The sequence below is a fragment of the Bradyrhizobium sp. USDA 336 genome (assembly GCF_044908355.1).
Classification (GTDB): domain Bacteria; phylum Pseudomonadota; class Alphaproteobacteria; order Rhizobiales; family Xanthobacteraceae; genus Bradyrhizobium; species Bradyrhizobium yuanmingense.
Window position 1 is genome coordinate 3,866,135 of record NZ_JBIYDC010000002.1, and the last position, 17,659, is coordinate 3,883,793.

Genomic DNA, 17,659 nt, shown 5'->3' on the forward strand with positions numbered 1-17,659 from the left:
ATGCGCTCCCTCTCCCGCTTGCGGGAGAGGGTTGGGGAGAGGGTCTCTCCGCAAAGGGACAGCCCCCAAGAGCCCTCACCCGCGCCTTCGGCGCGACCTCTCCCGCAAGCGGGAGAGGTTGGGACCGTCAGGCCGCCTCGGAGCCGCCGAGATAGGCGTCGCGGATGCGGGGGTCGTCCTTCAGTGCGCGCGCGGGGCCAGACAGCACGATCTTGCCGGTCTGCAGCACATAGGCCTCGTGCGCGATCTCGAGCGCGAGGCTGGCGTTCTGCTCGACCATGAACACCGAGACGCCCGCCTGGTTGATGCTGCGGATCAGCTCCAGCACGCGATCGACATAAAGCGGCGACAGGCCCATGGTCGGCTCGTCCATCACGATCATGCGCGGGCGGCTCATCAGCGCACGCGCCATCGCCACCATCTGCTGCTCGCCGCCGGACAGCGAGCCGGCGCGCTGCGACAGCCGCTGGCCGAGCTTCGGGAACAGCGTCAGCATCCTGTCGAGATCCTGCGCTATGGCGTCGCGGTCGTTGCGCACGAAGGCGCCCATCAGGATGTTCTCGCGCACGCTCATGTCGGCGAACAGCCGCCGCGCCTCCGGCACCGAGGCGATGCCGCGGCGGACGATCTGCGGCGTGGTGAGCCCGATCAGCGAAGCGCCGTCGAACGTCACCTCGCCCGATCGGGGCTTCACCAGGCCTAAGATGATCTTCATCGTCGTCGACTTGCCGCTCGCATTGCCGCCGAGCAGGCAGACGATGTGGCCGCGCGCGACCGTGATCGACAGGTCGAAATGCACCTGGGCCTGGCCGTAGAAGGTGTTGACATCAGACAAAGCCAGCAGCGGTTCGGGAGTAGAGTTCGTCATGCCGCGCTCTCCTGCTCCGCCGCCCCTGATAGCCCGTGACCGAGATAGGCCTCGATCACCTTGGGATCGGTTCGCACCTGCTCGCCCGGCCCTTCCGCGATCTTCTTGCCCTCGTCCATGACGATGACGCGGTCGGACAGGCGCATCACCATCTCCAGCTTGTGCTCGATCAGCAGGATGGTCAGCCCTTCGGCTTTCAATTCGGCGACGAGCCCCTGCATCTCCGCGGTCTCGGTCGGGTTCATGCCGGCGGTGGGCTCGTCGAGCAGAAGCAGCCGCGGCTTCAGCGCGAGCGCACGCGCGATCTCGACGCGGCGGCGGTTGGCATAGGAGAGGCTATAGGCGGGCTGGTCGATGCGCGGCAGCAGCCGCTCGCCGAAACGGGCGAGGATCGCTTTGACCTCCTCACGCAGCCGCTCTTCCTCGGCCCTGACGCGCGAGGGACGCAGCAGGGCCAGACCCAATTCCAGCAGCGGACCGATCACCGGCACGGCCGGCTTCACGGCGCGCAGCCGCGTGTGCGCGCCGATCAGGACATTGTCCATGACGCTGAGATTGCCGAACACGCGGCCGAGCTGAAAGGTGCGCGCGATGCCTTCGGCCGCGAGCCGCTCCGGGGACAGGCCGGTGATGTCCTGCCCTTCGAAGCTGACGGTGCCGGCATCGGGCCGGTCAAGCCCGGTGACGAGATTGAACAGCGTCGTCTTGCCGGCGCCGTTCGGGCCGATGATGCTGATCAGTTCGCCCTTGGCGAGATCGAGGTCGATCGTATCGACCGCGGTGAGGCCGCCGAAACGGCGCGTCAGGCCGCGCAGGGACAGCATGGCGTGAAGCTGCTTCTCCATCAGACCGTTCCCAACAGGCCCTGCGGCCTGAACCGCACCAGCAGCAAGAGAACGATGCCGTAGATCAGGATGCGATACTCCGCCGCGATCCGGAACACCTCCGGCAGGCCGACCAGCGCGACCGACCCGACAATCGCGCCGACGACGTTGCCGAGGCCGCCGAGGATCACGACGGTCAGCGCCAGGATGGATTGCTGCGTGTTGAAGGTCTCGTGGTTGATGTAGGAATAAAGATGCGCGGCGATGCCGCCGCTGACGCCGGCGGCGAAGCCGCCGAAGATGAAGGCGATCGACTTGTAGCGATTCAGGCTGAGGCCATAGGCGCGCGCGGCGATGTCGTCGTCACGGATGGCACGAAAGCTGCGGCCGAGATGCGAGGTGAGCAGCCGCCCCTGCAGCAGCGCCAGCACGACCATCACCGCAAGGCTGAACCAATAGACCGAGGTCGGGCTGATCAGGTCATAGCCGAATAGAGCCAGCGGCGGAATGCCGGAGATGCCGATCGGGCCGCGCGTCACGCTCTCCCAGTTCAGGATCACCAGCGCCACGATCTCGCCGATCGCGAGCGTCGCGATCGACACGTAATGCCCGCGCAGGCGGAAGGACGGCGAGATCAGGAGCGTGCCGAGCGCGGCGCTCATCAGGCCACCACCGATGACGGCAAGTCCGGCCGGAACGGCCAGCGTCAGCGACAGCAATGCGGAGGTGTAGGCGCCGATCGCAAGCAGCGCAGCATGCCCGAGCGAGACCTGCCCCATCGTGCCCGCAACCAGCGTCAGGCTGAGCGCGAGCATGCCGAGCAGCCAGGCGTTGATCAGGGTCTGGAGCACGTAGAAGGACACCGGAAACAGCGGCAGGATCGCAAAGCCGGCAACGGCGGCCAATAGCGCCCAGCGCGGAATATTCACCGGGCGGCTCGGCGCGATGAACGTGCCGGTGAGCGGCTCGGGCGGCGCCTGCCGTGCGCTGACGAACAGGCCGTTCGGCCGCAGCACGAGCACGACGACGAGCAGCAGGAACGCGAACAAATTGCGGTAGCTGGTGCCGAGCACGGCGACGCCGTAGCTCTCGACGAGGCCCAGCAGCAGGCTGCCGATCACCGCGCCCGGCACGTTGCCGGCGCCGCCGACGACTTCCGCGACGACGCCCTTGAGCGTCGCCTGAAGGCTCATCGCCGTATCGATCTGGTTGTAGTACATGCCGACCAGCATGCCGGAGACGCCGCCCAGCGCCGCCGCGATACCGAACACGGCTTGATTGACCCGGTTGACGTCGACGCCCATCTGCATGGCGGCGTCGCGGTCCTGCGCGGTGGCACGCACGGCCCAGCCGAGCTTGGTGTAGCGCAGGAACACGAACAGCAGCAGCGCACTGGTGAGGCCGACGCCGGCAATGAGCAGATCAAGCGGCCCGATCGTCCCGCCACCGACCTGGAAGCGGACATCGGGCAACTGGCTCGGCAACGCGCGCGGATTGGGCGAGAAGATCAGCATCACCAATTGATCAAGCACGAAGCTGATGCCGATGGTCGCGAGCAGCGGCGCGATCCGCACCGAGTTCTGCAGCGGCCGCAGACCGAACCGCTCGATGATCAGACCGACGATCGCCGCGGCCACGGCGACCACGATGATGGTGAGAGGCAGCGGCGTGTGCAGCTGCACCACCGCGATCCAGCCGATATAGGCGCCGACCAGATAGATCGAGCCTTGCGCGAAGTTGATCAGCCGGCTGACGCCGAAGATCAGCGCGAGCCCGACTGCAACGAGCGCGTAGACATTGCCGACGATCAGCCCGTTGATGGTGTGGTCGAGCCAGGAGGACACGCAGCATTCCTAATCAGGGAGAAAGCGGCCGGAGCGATCGCTTCGGCCATCACATCAGGTCGGCTTGCCGTCCCACAGCGCGAACTGGCCCTTGCGCACGACGAGTTCGGCGTTCATGGCGCCCTTGACGCGGCGGCTCTCGACGTCGAACGTCGCCTTTCCGAAGATGACGCTGGAGACGTCCTTCACCTTGGCGAAGGCATCGCGAATGGCGCGGCGGTCGGTGCCGCCGATCTTCACCACGGCAGCGGCCATGTTCATCGCGTCATAGGAATAGGCGTTGAAGGCGTCGGGCTCCTGCCCGTTGTACTTGGCCTTGAAGCCCTCGATGAACTTCCTCACCTCGGGCCGCGGATCTTGCGGGAAATAGCGCGTGCCGAGATGGACGTCCTCGACCGCCTCGCCGCCGAGCTCGATGAATTTCGGCGAGTACACCGAGCTGGCCGCGCAGATCGTCTGCTTCAGGCCGACTTGGCGCGCCTGGCGCGCGATCAGCGCGCCGTCGGAATAATAGGAGATCAGGATCAGCCCGTCCGGGCTGGCGTCGCGCACGCGCACCAGGGTGGAGCGGAAGTCGCGTTCCTCGGCGATGTAGCCCTCGGTGATCGCGACCTCGGCGCCGTATTCTTTGGCCGCCTTGACGAAATGATCGCGGCTGGTTCGGCCCCAATCGGTGTTGAGGTGCAGCACCGCAAGCTTCTTCAGGCCGAGCCGTCTGACGGCGTAGGACGCCAGCAGCGGCTGCTCGTCGGCCTGGCTCACGGACGTGCTCCACATGAAGTCACCGCCCTTGGTGAAGTCGGGGTGCGAATTGGTGAAGCCGAACTGCACCAGGCCGCCGCGCTGATAGATCGGGGAGGCCGCCATCGAGGCGGGACTGGAGAAATCGCCGAGCTCCATGACGATGCGAGGATCGGAGACGAATTTCTGGGCGATCGCGACCGACTGGCGCGGATCGCTCTGGCTGTCCTCGAACTGGTAGGCGAGCTTACGGCCGTTGATGCCGCCGGCGGCGTGAATCTCGTCGAGCGCGAGATCAAAGCCCTGCTTCCACTGCGCGCCATATTGCGCGTTCGGTCCCGTGAGGGGGCCGCTGACCCCGAGCAGGATCGGCTCGGCGGATTGCGCCAGTGCGGCGCGCGAGAAGGCTGGGCTCGCCATCATGGCGGCGAGCGAGCCTTTGACCAGGGTACGGCGATCGATGTTGCTCATGCACGGCTCCATCCATTCAATGTTGATACAGCAGCAATTCTCGTGCCGGTGAGATTGCCTATTTCGAGGGCTCGCCGAGCGACAGCATCAGCCGGTTCGCCCAGTTGAAGAACGCGGCGCCGTTGATGACGTCGACGATCTCGGCGTCGTCGAGACCGGCGCGGCGCAGCTCGGCGATATTGTCAGGCCCGAATGCGATCGGCGTTGCGGCCAACGCCACCGAGGCCTTGACCACCGCATTCCAGCGCTCGCCGAGATCGGCCCCAACGCCCTCGTCGAGCAGGCGCTGGACGTCGTCGCGGCGCTTGGAATAGGTGCTGGCGAAGCGCGCATGCACGGAGGCGCAATAGATGCAGCCGTTGAAGCGCGAGGTCGCGGCAGCGGCGAGCTCGCGCTCGGCGCGCGGCAGGCCGTCGGCGACGTTGTAGAAGATGTCCTTGTCGGTCTTGGTGCGGGCTTCCAGCACTTCGGGATCGCGCACCAAGAGACGAAAATATTCCGACTTGGCGCGGGCGCGGTCGACGAGGCCGGCGTAGTGCCGCTCGGTCAGCTCGGCCTCGGGCAGCGGGTCGATCCACGAGACCCAGCCGAGCTCGTCCTGGGTGAAGACGACTGGCGGATTGACGGTGCTCATGATTGGGCCTCCTACGCGCTTGCGGCGGCGAGCGTGCGCAAGCCGCTGACCACACGGACCTGGAACGACAGGAATGCAACGAGCTGGGACAACGTGACGATGCCGGTGGCCGACCAGCCCGCGGCCAGCAGCGCCTTCATGTCGGCGGATGCGGCGTCGCGCGGGTGGAAGACAAGGAGATGCGCGTGCTCCAATGCTGCGACTAGCCTGGCGCCGAGGACAGGCTTGCGCTCCGCGCTGACGCGATAGATCAAGCCGGCCTTGTTCTCGATCGACAACGGACCGGCCGGATAGGCGCCATATGGACCCGAAGTCTTGCCGCGCTCGATCTCGGCGTTGATCGCATCGAGCAGAGGCGCGCCATCCGCGTTTGCGGCGAGCTTGTCGCGATAGAAGGCGGAAACGGGGGACTCGCCGTGGAGCCCGGTCACGAAGGCCGCGACCGCGGCGCGTTCGGTAAGCGAAATATCGCCGGCGTCGACCGGCTCGAACAAAGCGAGATAGCTCTTCTGCGCATTCTCGCGCGCCTGCAGGCGGCGCGCGCGGATGGCGTCGAGGGTGGAGCCGGGCTCGATGCCGGCGAGCGTGTCGATGATGTCTGTTGCTGCCATCACTCAGTCTCTTGCAACGCGTTTTTCGTTCATTTCCGGCTAGCCTGCGAGGGCAACGTCTTTGGCGGCCGTCCGGGCCCAGCCCAGCACTGGGGCGACCTTGTCGGCGACGAGCTCGATCGAGCGCAGGACGTAAGGATGCGGCGCATCCACTGAATGTACCTGAAAGACGAGATCGGTCACCCGTTCCAGCGTGGCGTCGGCGCGAAGCGAGGCGATGACGTGGTCGGCATCGCCGACATGGGTGTCGAACGCGGTGATCATCTCTTCCAGTGTCTCGCCCGGCGGAAGGTGTCCGCCCTTCATGAATTGCGGCAGCGCGCGGCGCAGTCCGATATCGGCGAGGCGCAGCGCCTCGCGATGGTCGTCGGCAACGAAGATGCTGCGCGAGGCCATGATGCGCGGCTCGCAGCCCGGCGGCAGCGCTGAGAGATAGGCGTCGATGATCGGATTCTGGATTTCGGCGAGCGTCGCGTTCGGCGCATCCTTGGCCCGCGGCTGCGTGCGCGAGAGCAGGAGGCCGTCGCCGGCCTTGCCGGCGCGGGCGCCGCCAGCAACGGAGAATGTCGCCTGCCAGATGCGCTTATCCAGTTGCGGCCGCTGCGGATAGAGCGTGTCGCCGCCATCGAGCGGCTTGCCGGTCAGGGCCTTGCGCACGATGTCCAGATTGCGGGCAAAGATCTCGTTGCGCTGGGCGCTGTCGAGGCCGAAGGCGGCGAAGGCCGACGGGTTGCCGCCGGTGCCGACGCCGAGCTCGAAGCGGCCGTTGCAGAGGAGATCCAGCACCGCGGCGTCCTCCGCCACCCGCACCGCGTTCTCCAGCGGCAGGGTGACGATGCCGGTGCCGAGGCGGATGCGCGAGGTCTGGGCGGCGACGTAACCCAGGAACGTGAAGGGCGAGGGCAGGCCGCCCTCGCGCTCATGGAAATGATGCTGCGCGATCCACGCGGAATCGAGCCCGGCCTTCTCGGCGCGCACGATCTGCTCGGCGGCGAAGCGATAGCGGTCCGCCGCCGGCGCCTCGTCGAGCAGCCGCGTGAAGAAGCCCAGGCGTTTCAGGTTGGCAAAGCGTTTCATACGATCCCTGTCGGGCGAGGATGGGCCCCGATGATGTCGGTTGCCGCAGCTCCCGACAAGCGGGCATTACGCAGGGCACATACGCAAGATTCCTGCGCAAGGCTGATCGCAAGGCTGCCCGCCGGATCGCCTTGATGTGGACTCTGGGCAGGCAGATTGCCTACCAGCTCGGCAGCACCGCGCCCTTGAACTTGGTCAGGACGAACTCCTTGACTTCAGGCGTGTGATAGCTGTCCACGAGGATCTTGACCCAAGGCTTGTCCTTGTCGGCGCTGCGCACCGCGATCAGGTTGACATAGGGCCCCTTCGGGTCCTCGCGCAGGATCGGGTCCTTGACCGGATCGAGGCCGGCCTGGGTTGCGTAATTGGTGTTGATCGCGGCGGCATCGACGTCGTCGAGCGCGCGCGGTGCCTGCGCCGCGTCGACCTCGATGAACTTCAGCTTCTTGGGATTGTCGGTGACGTCGAGCACGGTCGGCTTGAAGCCGGTGCCGTCCTTCAGCTTGATCACGCCCTTGTCGCGCAGCAGCAGCAGCACGCGGCCGCCATTGGTCGGATCGTTCGGGATCGAGACCTTGCCGCCCGCGGGAATGTCGCCGAAGGCCTTGTGCTTCTTCGAATAGACGCCGATCGGGAAATTCACGGTCAGGCCGACGGATTCGATCTTGTAGCCGCGGTCGGCCTTCTGGTTGTCCAGGTAAGGCTGATTCTGGAACGAATTGGCCTGGATCTCGCCGGCATCGAGCGCCGCGTTCGGCACCACGTAGTCGGAGAACTCCAGCAGCTGGATGTCGAGGCCCCGCTTGGCGGCGATCGGCTTCACGGCTTCGAGGATCTGCGCATGCGGCCCGGGCGTCACGCCGATCTTGATGGTCTCGGCCGCGGCTGCGGCGGACCATGCGGCCAGCACGGCAGAGAGAATCAGGGGAAGGCGAAACAACATCTTGGTCTCCTTAGGTCTTGCGGCAACGGAACCGTATTCCCTTTTCTGCGGTGCGAAATCAATGAAATGGAAATCCATATTGGGCGCGGCTCGGGGCCAGCCTTTCTCCAATCGGCCGCAAACGGAAAACGAATGCAGAGTGCGACAAAGTGCGCGCGCGTAACCCGGATGAAGCGCCGCGCAAGCAGAGCTGCTGCCGCTCGTGGCAAGAATCCCCGATTACACTTTCGTTCCATCCGCAGCCGGGCCGGCGTCCTTCTCTTTGACTCCACCACGCCCGACGTGCTGAGTTAGCGCGCACTGAGCCGGTGGCGACGAAGTGGGGATCATCCAATGAACGAGAACGAAATCCGCAATCTGGTCGCAGAGGTGAAGCAAGGCACGCTGTCGCGGCGCTCGTTCATCAGGACAATGGCCGCGGTCGGAATCGCGGCGCCGATCGCCAGCCAAATCTTGGTCTGGCACGACGTCGCAATGGCTGACGCCACGCTGCCGTACAAGCCGGCCAAGGCCGGCGGCGGCGGCACGCTCAAGATGCTGCTCTGGCAGGCGCCCACCCTGCTCAATCCGCATTTCGCGCTCGGCACCAAGGACCAGATCGCCTCGCGCATCTTCTTCGAGCCGCTCGCCGGCTGGGACAAGGAGGGCAACCTCATCCCCTGCCTCGCCGCCGAGGCGCCGACCAAGGCGAACGGCGGCCTTGCGGCCGACGGCATGAGCGTGATCTGGAAGCTGAAGCGAGGCGTGACCTGGCATGACGGCAAGCCCTTCACCGCCGACGACGTCGTCTTCACCTGGCAATACGCCGCGGATCTCGCCACCGCGGCCTACACCACGGGCTCCTACAAGGACATCAAGGTCGAGAAGATCGACGACCACGCTGTCAAGGTGATCTTCCGGGCGCCGACGCCGTTCTGGGCCGATCCGTTCGTCGGCTCGGTCGGGATGATCCTGCCGAAGCATCATTTCGGCGAGTATGTCGGGGCCAAGTCGCGTGAAGCGCCGGGCAATCTGAAGCCGGTCGGCACCGGCCCGTACAAATTCGTCGAGTTCAAGCCGGGCGACATGATCCGCGCCGAGCGCAATCCCGACTATCACATCAAGAACCAGCCGCATTTCGATATGCTCGAGATCAAGGGCGGCGGCGATGCGGTGTCTGCGGCGCGCGCCGTGCTGCAGACCGGCGAATACGACTTTGCCTGGAACATGCAGGTGGAGGAGGAGGTCCTCAAGCGCATGGAGGCCGGCGGCAAGGGCAAGCTCGACATCACGCCTTCCGGCAATGTCGAGTTCATCATCCTCAACACGACCGACCCCTGGACCGAGGTCGACGGCGAGCGCTCGAGCGTCAAGACCAAGCATCCGACGCTGTCCGATCCCGCCGTTCGACGCGCCATCAATGTTCTGATCGACCGCGATTCGATCCAGAAGTTCATCTACGGACGCGCCGCCATCGCGACCGCGAGCTTCGTCAACGCGCCCAAGCAGTTCAAGTCGCCGAAGCTGAAATACGAGTTCGACATCGACAAGGCCAACAAGATCCTCGACGAGGCCGGCTGGACCAAGGGCGCGGACGGCATCCGGGAGAAGGACGGCAAGAAGCTCAAATACGTATTCCAGACCTCGACCAACGCGCCGCGGCAGAAGACGCAGGCCATCATCAAGCAGGCGTGCCAGAAGGCCGGCATCGACATCGAGATCAAGGCGGTCACCGCCTCCGTGTTCTTCTCATCCGACGTCGGCAATCCCGACACCTACTCGAAATTCTATGCCGACATGGAGATGTACAACACCACGCAGCCGCAGCCCGATCCGGAGCGCCTCTTGAACCAGTGCGTGTCCTGGGAGATCGCCACCAAGGACAACAAATGGCTCGGCCGCAACAATTCGCGCTATTCCGATCCCGAAGCCGACAAGGCCTACAAGGCCGCGCAGAACGAACTCGATCCGGTCAAGCGCGCCGCGCTGCTGATGAAGGTCGACGAGATCTTCTGCGAGGCCAACGTGTTCCTGCCCCTGCTCTCGCGCCACGTCGTCAACGCCGGCGCCAACAATTTGATGATCGACATCTCCGGCTGGGACACCATCACGTGGAACCTGGCGGCGTGGTATCGGACCTGAGGGGCTCGTGAGCGCGCCTATGGTTGCAGCGCAGCGCGGCCGTCAGAACGTGACAGCGAATCCTCTCCACTGTGTGCTCCAGATCACAGCGGAATCGCGCACCATCGCCTACAAGGATCGGGCATGGCCGCAAACAAGGTAACGGCGGTACGCACGAGGCTGGGAAGACGATCAACAGCTACGGACTTTGCGAAGCCGTCAGGATGAAGAATCCGGCGGCTTTTTCCTTGCTTTGCGCGAGCGGCACCCGCGAGACCGCGTGCAGCGGGCACGGATCCCGCCTGGCGCTATGAAGCTCCCGAGCCCTTCTTCTCCTCGCGCTCTTCCTCGATCTGGCGTTCGGCTTCGAGCCAGAACTCCAACTCGCGATTGCTCGGCCGTCCCGCCTGCTCCCAGAGCTCATAGGCGCGTGTGCGCACCTTGCCACGGCGCATCATGCGAAGCAGCTTTCGTTTCAGTTCCTCGGCGAAGCTCCTGAAGCGTTGCCCGGTGGTTTCGTCCCTGACGAGCGAAGCCGCTCGCGTTGCGAGTTCGATCTGGTGCTCTAGCTTCTTCTGTTCGTCCACCGCCAAACTGCCGTGGGAAAGGGTTCTTGTCGGAGCCGTGCGGAGACTAAATTCCCTTCCCCGACGGTCCGTTCCCTGAGGTGTGGCGCTTCGGAAAGGACGAAGGTCGCACCATCGGTCCAGCCGAAGCCGCCGGCGCCGCTAATGCCACGTCGTGTCGGCTTCGACGACCACCACCCTGATTTCAGGATCCTCAGTCGTGTTGCAGGTGCAGGGCATGCCCTCGCCGCAGCGGCAGCCGCCGAGCTTCTCGCTCCAGACCCGGAGCGGATGGTTTTCGCAGACCCATCCAAGACCTTGGCAGAATGGGCAGGCCTTGTCGGTCACAGCGTATCCGGCGTCCGCAGCGTGTTCGACCCGTCCTCGTTGCGCAGCTCCTGCTCCGCCGCGTGCCAAAATTCCTCCTCGCGGCCTTCGGGCTTGCCCGCCTGCTCCCACAATTGGTGCGCGCGTTCTCTGATCTCTTGCTCGGTCGGCTCGGACAATTGCACCTCCTGCTTGGAAGCACGGCCCCACCCTGGGGGGTATGGGGGGCTTGGAGGCGGGGCCGTGCAGGCCAGCGATCGGCGGCGATGCTGACCCGCGGAGTCAAGTTTCAACCATGTGCAAGAGTTCCTACACGTCTGCCCGTGCCGGATGGCCGGCTTGTCCCGGGGCGTGCATGCCTTTCCACCCGGCATTGCGCCGACGTCGGATGCACGTGGGCCGTTACGTCATCCGAACCCAGACGCCATTACCCGCGGACGACTTCACCGCAGCATCGATCAACTTCACGCCGGCAAGGCCATCCTCGACCGTCGGGAAGACGACATCGGGATGCGGCTTTTCACCGGCCGCTGCCGCGCGGATGGCGCGCGCCGCCTCGGCATAGATCGTTGCGAAACCTTCAAGGTAGCCCTCGGGGTGCCCCGATGGAATGCGGCTAACGCGGGCGGCCTCGCCCGATGCGCCGGCCCCGCCGCGGGTCAGGAGCTGCCTGGGCTTGCCGTAGGGTGTGAACCACAGGTGGTTCGGATTCTCCTGCGCCCATTCGAGGCCGCCTTTGCTGCCGTAAACGCGCAGTGTGAGCCCGTTCTCGTTGCCGACGGCAACCTGGCTCGCCCACAGCATGCCCTTGGCGCCGCTCTTCCACTTGAGGAGAATTTGGACATCATCGTCGAGCCGCCGCCCCTCGACGAAGGTCGACAATTGGGCGAGCAATTCGTCGAGCTCGAGCCCGCTGACGAAGCAGGCAAGATTGTAAGCATGGGTGCCGATGTCGCCGATGCACCCGCCGGCGCCGGACCGGGACGGGTCGGTGCGCCACGCCGCCTGCTTCTGGCCGGTGGTTTCCAATGGCTCGGTCAGCCAATCCTGCAGATACTCGACCTTGACGAGACGGATCTCGCCGAGATCGCCATTCGCGACCATGGCGCGCGCCTGCCGGACCATGGGATAGCCGGTGTAATTGTGCGTGACGACGAAGACCCTGCCGGTCTTCCTGACCAGCGCCACCAGTTCCTCGGCCTCTGCAACGGTCGTCGTCAGCGGCTTGTCGCAGATGACGTGGATGCCGGCTTCGAGGAAGGCTTTGGCGACGGGGCTGTGCAGGTGATTGGGCGTCACGATCGCGACCGCCTCGATGCCATCCGCTCTCGCCGCTTCTGCCCGCGCCATCTCCTCGAACGAGCCATAGGCCCGGCCGTCGGCGATACCGAGCTCCTTTGCGGAAGTCCTGGCGCGAACCGGATCCGACGCGAGCGCGCCGGCGACCAGCTCGAACTGGTCGTCGATGCGCGCGGCAATGCGGTGGACTGCACCGATGAAGGCGCCCTGGCCCCCGCCGACCATGCCGAGGCAGATACGGCGATGGCCGCCGGTTTCATTGCTTGCTTCGATCGCCATGTTGCACCCTCTCTTTTAGGAGATGCCGAGCATCTTGCGGTTGGCTGCCGCGTCAGCGCCGCTGCCTGCGAAATCATCGAAGGCCTTCTCCGTCACCCGGATGATATGGTTTCGGATGAACTCGGCGCCCTCGGCCGCGCCCTGCTCGGGATGTTTCAGGGCACACTCCCACTCGAGCACCGCCCAGCTGTCGTAATCGTATTGCGTGAGCTTGGAGAAGATTGCGCCGAAATCGACTTGACCATCGCCGAGTGAGCGGAAGCGGCCGGCACGGTCGACCCAGCTCTGGAACCCGCCATAGACGCCCTGGCGACCGGTGGGATTGAATTCGGCGTCCTTGACGTGAAACGCCTTGATGCGCTGGTGGTAAATGTCGATGTAGTCGAGATAGTCGAGCTGTTGCAGCACGAAGTGCGAGGGATCGTAGAGCAGGTTCGCGCGCGGATGATTGTTCACCCGCTCGAGGAACATTTCGTAGGAGACACCGTCGTGGAGGTCCTCGCCAGGATGGATCTCATAGGCGAGATCGACACCGTGCTCGTCGGCATAGTCGAGGATAGGCCGCCAGCGCCTGGCGAGCTCATCGAAGGCAGTCTCGATCAGGCCGGCGGGACGCTGCGGCCAGGGATAGACATAGGGCCAGGCAAGCGCGCCGGAGAACGTCGCCTGCGTACTGAGCCCGAGCCGCCGGGACGCCAGGATGGCGCGCTTGACCTGATCGACGGCCCATTCCGTGCGGGCCTTGGAATTGCCACGCACGTCCGGCGCTGCGAAGCCGTCGAATGCCGCATCATAGGCCGGGTGAACGGCGACGAGTTGGCCTTGCAGATGGGTCGAAAGCTCGGTGATGGAAAGGCCGTGACGAGCCGCAATGCCCTTCACCTCGTCGGCATAGGCCTGAGACTCCGAGGCTTTGTTGAGGTCGAAGAGCCGCCCATCCCAACTCGGGATCTGAATCCCCTTGTAGCCAAGCGACGCCGCCCATCCGCACATCGCACCGAGCGAGTTGAACGGCGCCGCATCGCCAGCGAACTGAGCGAGGAATATCGCAGGCCCTTTGATCATCTTCATCGATTGCTTCCTTCCTTGGACTTTTTGGGGCGCGCTTTTCCGCGCACTTGGTTCGAGGATGCCGGCCATCAAGGGAGAGAGCAATACCGGACTATGCAACGAGAAAAGCTTCAAACGGCCGCAGGACAGATCCAGGCCGCAGCTTCATCGCTTCTGCAACACTGTGGAGAGCGCCGAACCATCGTTCAAGATCGAGAAGATTTCTCGCGAGGATAGATGCTCTGCGGCCTCCTCGAAAGTTTCGCTTGCATCGACCTTGGCACGGCCGACCGCCAGATTGGCGTCGACCGTGTCGGGTCTGATGGGACAAGGCGGCGGCAGCTGCGCGAGGTGGAAGGCCAGGAGCGCGGGGTCTTGGCGCAGCTCCACCAAGGCGGGGCTGCCCCCTAGGTCCGCGGACGCGCTGAGTTCGTTCGCTCGCCGCAGGACGGGAGGCGGCTCTCGTTCTTCCGGAGTGACAAACAATCTTCCGGAGACGGACTTGGCGGTCAGCGCGCCTATGGGAACGGCGAACAGCAGCCCAACGATGACCGGCGACATCCAGAGCAGAAGTGGCAGCGAAACGGCGTAGGCGCTTGCGGCCATCGCAACGCCGCACAGGGTCGGAACGCCGTATTTCCGATAGAGCTCGCGCCGCTCCACCGTGCCGTCGTCGCGCCTTTGCGTCTGCCAGCCGGCATCGCGGCCGGCCAGAATCTCGACGACGGCGATCGACTGAAAGATCATCATCACCGGCGCCATCAGCGCGGATACGATGATCTCCGCGAGAACTCCGGCCGAAGCGCGCAACGCGCCGCCGAACTGGCGTCTCACCGAGCCTCGCATCCAAACGAGCACGAGGCTGAGAAGCTTGGGCAACAGCAGCAACCCCATCGTGGCGACGAACACCCAGATGGCAAGCACGGGATCCTGGGCCGGCCACGTCGGAAACAACGAGAACCCCTTCGAAAAATACTCCGGACGCACGAAGCGGGCCTGCAACGAGATCAGCATTCCCAGCAGGAGGAACAGCAGCCAGAGCGGCGCCGTCAGATATGCCCCTATCCCCACCATGAAATGCACGCGCGAGACCCAATGGAGACCCCGCGCAGGCACCACGGCGAGATGCTGAAGATTGCCCTGACACCAGCGCCGGTCGCGCGCTGCGAAATCGAGCAGCGAAGGCGGCACCTCTTCGTAGCTTCCGCCGAGCGTCGGCAGCAGGTAGATGCCCCACCCGGCGCGCCGCATCAGCGCAGCCTCGACGAAATCATGGCTGAGGATGTGCCCGCCGAACGGCTTCCGTCCCCGAAGCTGCGGCAGCGCCGCCTCTTCAGCAAACGCCTTCACCCGGATGATCGCATTGTGGCCCCAGTAATTGCCTTCGGAGCCGTGCCACCAGGCGACGCCGGCGGCGATCATCGGTCCGTACAGGCGGCCGGCGAATTGCTGGACTCGGCTGAACAGGCTTCGTGCGTTGACGACCATGGGGAGCGTCTGGACGAGGCCGGCGCTCGGATTGCTCTCCATGGCATGGACCAGTCGGACGATGGTCTGCCCGCTCATGAGACTGTCGGCGTCGAGCACGATCATGAAGTCGTAGGCGGCGCCGAACCGCGTGATCCACTCGGAGATGTTGCCGGCTTTCCGAGCCGTGTTGTCGGCTCGATGGCGATAGTACAGCCTTGGCGTTCCGACGGCTTGTCGCAGCGCGAGGAGCGCTTTTTCCTCGGCGACCCAGATGTCGGGATCGGTGCTGTCGCTCAGAACGTACCAGTCGAACAGCCTTCCTTGGGAGGTCGTCTCCAGGGATTCGATGATCGCGCGAAGCCGCGCCGTCAATCGGTGCGGATCTTCATTGTAGGTGGGAAGCAGCATGGCGGTGCGGCTTGCGATCGCAGGCAGCTCCTCGTCCGGCGCAAAGGCGCCCGGACGATGGACCAGCAGCACGAAGAAGCCGGCCAGCGCGGAGGCGAACGAGAAGGCGACCCAGGCGAGCAAGACCAGGAAGAGCGCCAGCACCATGGCTTCAAGGATGGTGACGCCGCCGACCTGCAGCACGCGATACATCTCATATCCGCCGGCCCCGGTGAGCGCCGCTGTCGAGAGCAGGATGAGGCCGCGCCGCCAGGCCATGGCGGGGGCAACCGGCGCCGGAATGCGGTCGGGTACCCCATGTTTTCCGAGGTCGCCAGGAGCCATCGGAAGGGGGGCCTCCGTCGGCAGCAGGCGCTGGGTCGCGATATCGCCGACAATCGGCCGCGGTGCAGTGCTCAGGGTGCCCATCGGTAGACCCAGACTTCCGACAAAGGCTTGTCGCCTTCTGCCAGAAATGCCCGCAGTTCGATCGGCTCGCCTTTGACCCGGCACTGGAAGCTGAGCCGCCAGCCACCGGTGTAGGGATTGGGCTGCGTGACGATGTTCTTCACCTCGGACTTCTCCGCCGTCACCACGCCTTTGACACCGGCAGGATCGACGCCCTTGAGGTTGTCGCCATGCAGATCGAGCACGAACAGGCGCGCATCTCCGCCCCTCGCCCCGATCCCGCTTCGCGTGAATCTGGCCAGCGAATGCGGCTTCGGGCTATCTGGCCCCCAATGCAGCCGATAGGTGTAGTTGTGTTCGCCCTTGGCCTGGAGCGGGCTTTTCGGGCGCCAGAATGCGGCGATGTTGTCGTGGATCTCCTCCTTGGTCGGGATCTCGAACAGCACGACGCCGCCCTCGCCCCAATCGCCGATCGGCTCCATCCAGAGACTTGGACGTTTTTCGAAGCTGGATTCGATGTCCTGGTAGGCGAAGAAGTTTCTCTCCCGCTGCATCAGCCCGAAGCCACGCGGATTGAGATCCTGGAAGGTGCTGATCTGGAGATCGCGGGGATTGCTGAGCGGCCGCCAGAGGCTTTCGCTCTTCCCGTTGAAGATCGCAAGGCCATCGGAATCGTGGACGGAGGGGCGGAAATCGTCGATGTCGTTGCGGTCGTTCGGACCATAAAAGAACATGCTGGTCATGGGCGCGAGACCGGCGCGCGGCATCTCGACGCGCGGGTAGACCGACATTTCGACGTCGAAGACCGTCGTCTCCCCGGGGCGCACCGTGAACCGGTAGCTCGCGGCGCAGCTCTTGCTGTCGAGCAGAGCATGGATCACCAACGATGTCGCACCCGGCGCCGGCCGCTCGAGCCAGAAGGCCTTGAAGAGCGGAAATTCCTCGCCCTTGGCTTCGCCCGTATCGATCGAAAGTCCCCGGGCGGAGAGCCCGTACGTCTGCCCCTTGGCCACGGCGCGGAAATAGCTCGCGCCCAGGAAGACGCAGACCTCGTCGTAATAGTCGGGACGGTTCATCGGCGCATGGATGCGGAAGCCTGCGAACCCGAGATCGCTGTCCTCGAACGCCGGGACTTTCTCGCCGAAGGAAAAGTCCGCCTTGCGGTACTTGAGCTCGGATGCCTTTCCGTCCGCGACCTCGAAGATGTTCACCCTGTTCTTGTAGAAAAAGCCGCGGTGGAAGAACTGCGCCTCGAACGGAAGATTCTTGCCGCGCCAGAGCGCCCGCTCGGGCAAAAAGCGGATCGAACGATACTGATCGTAATCCAGGTCCTTCAATCCGCTCGGGAGCTTCTCGTCCGGCGCCTCGTACGGCTTGCCCGCCAGCTTGCGCGCCAGGTCCCTCACCGTGGACGGCCCGAACATGTCGTCCGAAGGGGCTGCCAGACTGCATCGGGGAGCGAGCAGCAACGCCGGCAGCACTGCCGACCCTTGAACAAGCTGGCGTCGGTTCACGTGCTCTCCCTACTCGCTACTGGTGCCCCGGCCAAGCAAACGACCATCACGCACGCGAGTTCCAACCAGCCCAGTTCAACCCTCGCGCGCCGCCCGCGTGAGATCGCCGGCTGATTGCGACACGGCTTCGCATCCTCACGACGACTTTCGCCCGAGCTTTGCTTCGTCACTCCACCCTCTGAAAACCAAGAGGGCACAGGGAAGGCCCTCGGGATGAGCCGGGATGGGCAGGTTTTATGCGGTATT

16 protein-coding genes are annotated in these 17,659 nt (G+C 64.8%); 1 reads left to right on the top strand and 15 read right to left on the bottom strand.

Annotation, left to right across the window (positions count from 1 at the left end; genetic code table 11):
* Window positions 1–127: 127 nt before the first annotated feature.
* The 8 genes from ABIA45_RS19095 to ABIA45_RS19130 all read right to left on the bottom strand — a co-directional run bounded on the left by ABIA45_RS19095 (window position 128) and on the right by ABIA45_RS19130 (window position 8,013).
* Complete coding sequence (locus ABIA45_RS19095) at window positions 128–868, bottom strand: ABC transporter ATP-binding protein (protein WP_404543260.1); 741 nt, start codon at window positions 866–868, stop codon at window positions 128–130.
* Window positions 865–1,713, bottom strand: coding sequence for an ABC transporter ATP-binding protein (locus ABIA45_RS19100; RefSeq protein WP_198399649.1), 849 nt, complete (start codon window positions 1,711–1,713; stop codon window positions 865–867). Before ABIA45_RS19100 ends, ABIA45_RS19095 begins: the two co-directional genes overlap by 4 nt.
* On the bottom strand, window positions 1,713–3,536 hold the full coding sequence (locus ABIA45_RS19105) for an ABC transporter permease (protein ID WP_271542104.1): 1,824 nt from the start codon (window positions 3,534–3,536) through the stop codon (window positions 1,713–1,715). Before ABIA45_RS19105 ends, ABIA45_RS19100 begins: the two co-directional genes overlap by 1 nt.
* Window positions 3,537–3,590: 54 nt before the next feature.
* Window positions 3,591–4,748: an ABC transporter substrate-binding protein gene (locus tag ABIA45_RS19110; RefSeq protein ID WP_271542105.1), complete on the bottom strand. Its 1,158-nt coding sequence runs from the start codon at window positions 4,746–4,748 to the stop codon at window positions 3,591–3,593.
* 58 nt (window positions 4,749–4,806) lie between these two features.
* The gene (locus ABIA45_RS19115; protein ID WP_271542106.1) at window positions 4,807–5,382 is read right to left on the bottom strand and encodes an alkylhydroperoxidase domain protein; all 576 of its coding nucleotides are present in this window, start codon (window positions 5,380–5,382) and stop codon (window positions 4,807–4,809) included.
* An 11-nt stretch (window positions 5,383–5,393) separates the two neighbouring features.
* Window positions 5,394–5,993 carry a CMD domain protein gene (locus ABIA45_RS19120; RefSeq protein WP_404653187.1) on the bottom strand — a complete coding sequence of 200 codons (600 nt, stop codon included), beginning with the start codon at window positions 5,991–5,993 and terminating at the stop codon, window positions 5,394–5,396.
* 39 nt (window positions 5,994–6,032) lie between these two features.
* A complete protein-coding gene (locus tag ABIA45_RS19125; RefSeq protein ID WP_404653189.1) occupies window positions 6,033–7,070 on the bottom strand; it encodes a putative FMN-dependent luciferase-like monooxygenase in 1,038 nt (345 codons plus the stop codon).
* Between the two features lie 160 nt (window positions 7,071–7,230).
* Window positions 7,231–8,013, bottom strand: a complete 783-nt coding sequence (locus ABIA45_RS19130; RefSeq protein ID WP_404653191.1) for a MetQ/NlpA family ABC transporter substrate-binding protein — start codon at window positions 8,011–8,013, stop codon at window positions 7,231–7,233.
* Between the two features lie 333 nt (window positions 8,014–8,346).
* Here ABIA45_RS19130 and ABIA45_RS19135 point away from each other — a divergent pair, with 333 nt between their 5' ends.
* The gene (locus ABIA45_RS19135) at window positions 8,347–10,134 is read left to right on the top strand and encodes a peptide ABC transporter substrate-binding protein (protein WP_404653192.1); all 1,788 of its coding nucleotides are present in this window, start codon (window positions 8,347–8,349) and stop codon (window positions 10,132–10,134) included.
* A gap of 287 nt (window positions 10,135–10,421) precedes the next feature.
* Here ABIA45_RS19135 and ABIA45_RS19140 read toward each other — a convergent pair whose 3' ends face one another.
* The 7 genes from ABIA45_RS19140 to ABIA45_RS19170 form a co-directional block, all read right to left on the bottom strand.
* The gene (locus ABIA45_RS19140; RefSeq protein WP_271542110.1) at window positions 10,422–10,700 is read right to left on the bottom strand and encodes a DUF2934 domain-containing protein; all 279 of its coding nucleotides are present in this window, start codon (window positions 10,698–10,700) and stop codon (window positions 10,422–10,424) included.
* Between the two features lie 141 nt (window positions 10,701–10,841).
* Complete coding sequence (locus ABIA45_RS19145; protein ID WP_246732151.1) at window positions 10,842–11,027, bottom strand: hypothetical protein; 186 nt, start codon at window positions 11,025–11,027, stop codon at window positions 10,842–10,844.
* Window positions 11,024–11,185, bottom strand: coding sequence for a DUF2934 domain-containing protein (locus ABIA45_RS19150; RefSeq protein ID WP_157281972.1), 162 nt, complete (start codon window positions 11,183–11,185; stop codon window positions 11,024–11,026). Before ABIA45_RS19150 ends, ABIA45_RS19145 begins: the two co-directional genes overlap by 4 nt.
* 223 nt (window positions 11,186–11,408) lie before the next feature.
* Window positions 11,409–12,584, bottom strand: coding sequence for a Gfo/Idh/MocA family protein (locus ABIA45_RS19155; RefSeq protein ID WP_404653195.1), 1,176 nt, complete (start codon window positions 12,582–12,584; stop codon window positions 11,409–11,411).
* A 15-nt stretch (window positions 12,585–12,599) separates the two neighbouring features.
* On the bottom strand, window positions 12,600–13,655 hold the full coding sequence (locus tag ABIA45_RS19160; protein WP_404653197.1) for a sugar phosphate isomerase/epimerase family protein: 1,056 nt from the start codon (window positions 13,653–13,655) through the stop codon (window positions 12,600–12,602).
* Between the two features lie 144 nt (window positions 13,656–13,799).
* Window positions 13,800–15,920 (bottom strand): glucans biosynthesis glucosyltransferase MdoH, encoded by a 2,121-nt coding sequence (mdoH, locus tag ABIA45_RS19165; RefSeq protein WP_404653198.1) that lies wholly within the window; start codon window positions 15,918–15,920, stop codon window positions 13,800–13,802.
* On the bottom strand, window positions 15,908–17,413 hold the full coding sequence (locus tag ABIA45_RS19170; RefSeq protein WP_404653199.1) for a glucan biosynthesis protein G: 1,506 nt from the start codon (window positions 17,411–17,413) through the stop codon (window positions 15,908–15,910). Before ABIA45_RS19170 ends, mdoH begins: the two co-directional genes overlap by 13 nt.
* Between the last annotated feature and the right edge of the window lie 246 nt (window positions 17,414–17,659).